At 30.4% G+C, this 1739-nt stretch carries 2 protein-coding genes and 1 pseudogene; all 3 read left to right on the top strand.

Going from position 1 to position 1739, the window contains the following annotated elements; genetic code table 11:
* A pseudogene (locus tag ACTYBU_RS22315) lies at window positions 1–244 on the top strand (hypothetical protein); the annotation flags it as partial.
* Window positions 245–485: 241 nt separating this feature from the next.
* Window positions 486–1142, top strand: a complete 657-nt coding sequence (locus ACTYBU_RS22310) for a hypothetical protein (RefSeq protein ID WP_445493240.1) — start codon at window positions 486–488, stop codon at window positions 1140–1142.
* Window positions 1143–1314: 172 nt separating this feature from the next.
* Window positions 1315–1635: a ribonuclease E inhibitor RraB gene (locus ACTYBU_RS22305; protein WP_445493238.1), complete on the top strand. Its 321-nt coding sequence runs from the start codon at window positions 1315–1317 to the stop codon at window positions 1633–1635.
* Window positions 1636–1739 lie beyond the last annotated feature (104 nt).

Below are 1739 nucleotides of genomic sequence, written 5' to 3'. Positions count from 1 at the left end.
TTATATGTATGCGGGGAATAATCCAGTATCAAATGTTGATCCTGATGGCGATTTCTTTTGGATGGCAGTAAATGTTGGGTTTGCTGCATATGATGGCTATAAAGCATACAGAGCTGGAGGTACTGCTGCGAAAATCGCAGGAGCTGCAGCGTTAGGTTTTGTTGGTGGTGCTAGATTTAAGGCTGCAAGAAAGGCTACTCATGCAGTTTATACTCTAAGTAGGGGAAAAAAGTTGTTTATGTAGGGAGAACAAAGAATATTTAAGCTAGAAAAGCAGCTCATGCAAAAGTTCATACTGATGCTACTTTTAATGTAAGAAAAAGTGGTTTAAGTTATGCCCAAGCAAGAGGTTTAGAACATAGGTTATACTTAAAAAATGGTGGGAAGAAAAATTTAAGAAATAAAATTAGACCAATCAGTAAAAAAATAAAAAATAAAAATACTATATGTCTGTTTCAAGAAGTGTTTATAGATAGGGAGGAAGTATGGACAAGGAAACAATTGTTAAACAAATTAAATTAAATATTAATAATACAAGTAATTTACAAAAAGTATCAGATATTCAAGACCTTTTAATTGAATTACTTAATTATGATTTTCGATTACTTGATGGAATAGTATCCGAAGTGAAAATAAACCAACAAAAAAAAACTAAGTATTTTAAACAAATAAAAATGGGTCAAACCTATGAAATTTTTCTTAATGATATTCAAAAATATAATTATGGTGTTATTATCAGGGGAGATTTAGTCCTTAATAAAAATGATGATATTATCATTGGATATTTAGATGTTTTCTCAGAAAAACCTTTAGAAGTAGAAGAAATATATTCATACATTAGCAATCATAAGTTCTTAATGATTGCTAATACTGGATACGCATCCATAATGAATTATGATTGGAAGTTGACTTGTCAATATACTGAAGTTATTTTTTCTGATCAAGAATTACAAAACATTGAATATGTTGCTTCTATGGAAGGAAAATATTACAAAAGTATAGGAATTAGTGATAGAGAAATATTTGACTGTGAAATAATTGAAGAGAAAGAGGCTGAAAAAATTCCTAATCCATTGGGGATAGTTGGAGACTTGGGCATTAAGGAGATCTTAATAGAGAGATTTCAGGAAAAGCATAGTTAAATTATTATATAGTAGAGAGCTTTCCGAAAAATTAAATGAGGGTGGAAAGCTCTCTATTTACTAGGAAAGTCAGTTGAAAGTTAGAAAGAAGACATCTTCTTTTATCGGAATGGAAAGATTATGTAAATTAATTTATTTGGAATAAACTTGTTGATAGAAAGGAGGTTTCCATATGAAATTTCCAAATGATGAAGATGGGCAAGTGTTAAACGAATTATATAAATATGGTTTGGATTTTAATAGTAAGCATAAAGTTGACTTTTTTATTGTTATTCCTGATAAGTTAGTTGGGGAGAAGATAAGCAAACTTGTTAGTAAAGAGGACTTTGAAATATTGATTAGTATGGATGAAGATGGAGGATGGTCCTGCTGTTGTCAAAAGACTATCTATTTAACCTATGAAAATGTAGTTAATATCCAAGAATATTTAGACGAAGTTAGCAGTCCTTTCGGTGGAATTCTAGATGGTTGGGGAGTAATAATGGAAGAATAAAATGAATGATTGGAGCTGCTCTGTGGGCAGCTCCATATTATTTACTAAAAACTTGTGTTTATTGATTAAGATTCAATCGAAATGTTTAATAATCGTTTTCTACA

This window comes from Niallia sp. 03133 (genome assembly GCF_052663225.1).
This window is presented reverse-complemented; position numbering and strand designations above follow the sequence as displayed.